This is a genomic window from Bradyrhizobium sp. sGM-13 (assembly GCF_018398875.1).
Taxonomy (GTDB): Bacteria; Pseudomonadota; Alphaproteobacteria; order Rhizobiales; family Xanthobacteraceae; genus Bradyrhizobium.
In genome coordinates this window covers 1-293 of sequence record NZ_JAGWDK010000273.1, presented here as the reverse complement: position 1 = coordinate 293, position 293 = coordinate 1, and the positions used below count along the sequence as shown (strand labels likewise).

The 293-nt window shown below is 66.2% G+C and carries 1 pseudogene; it reads left to right on the top strand.

Features of this window, described 5'->3' with window-relative positions:
- Positions 1-293 (top strand): annotated as a pseudogene (locus tag KJQ96_RS39045) (SAM-dependent methyltransferase); the annotation flags it as partial.

Here is a 293-nt window from a genome sequence, read left to right as displayed (position 1 = left end):
CCGCTGCGGAAGCTGAATGCGAGGGCGGGGTGTCGCCGCGCGTCGTGCCGTTTGCGGATTTGCGCGATATCGGTGGCCTGCTGCAGCGTGTAGGCTTGGCGCTGCCGGTCACCGACCTCGATCGCGTCGTGGTGCGCTACGACAGCGCGTTTTCGCTGATGGCCGATCTCCGGCGGATGGCTGCAACCAATATTTTGATCGAGCGGCGGCGGACGCCGACCCGTCGCGCCACCATGTTGCGGATGGCGCAGATTTACGCCGAACGCTTTGCCGATACCGACGGCCGCATCCGC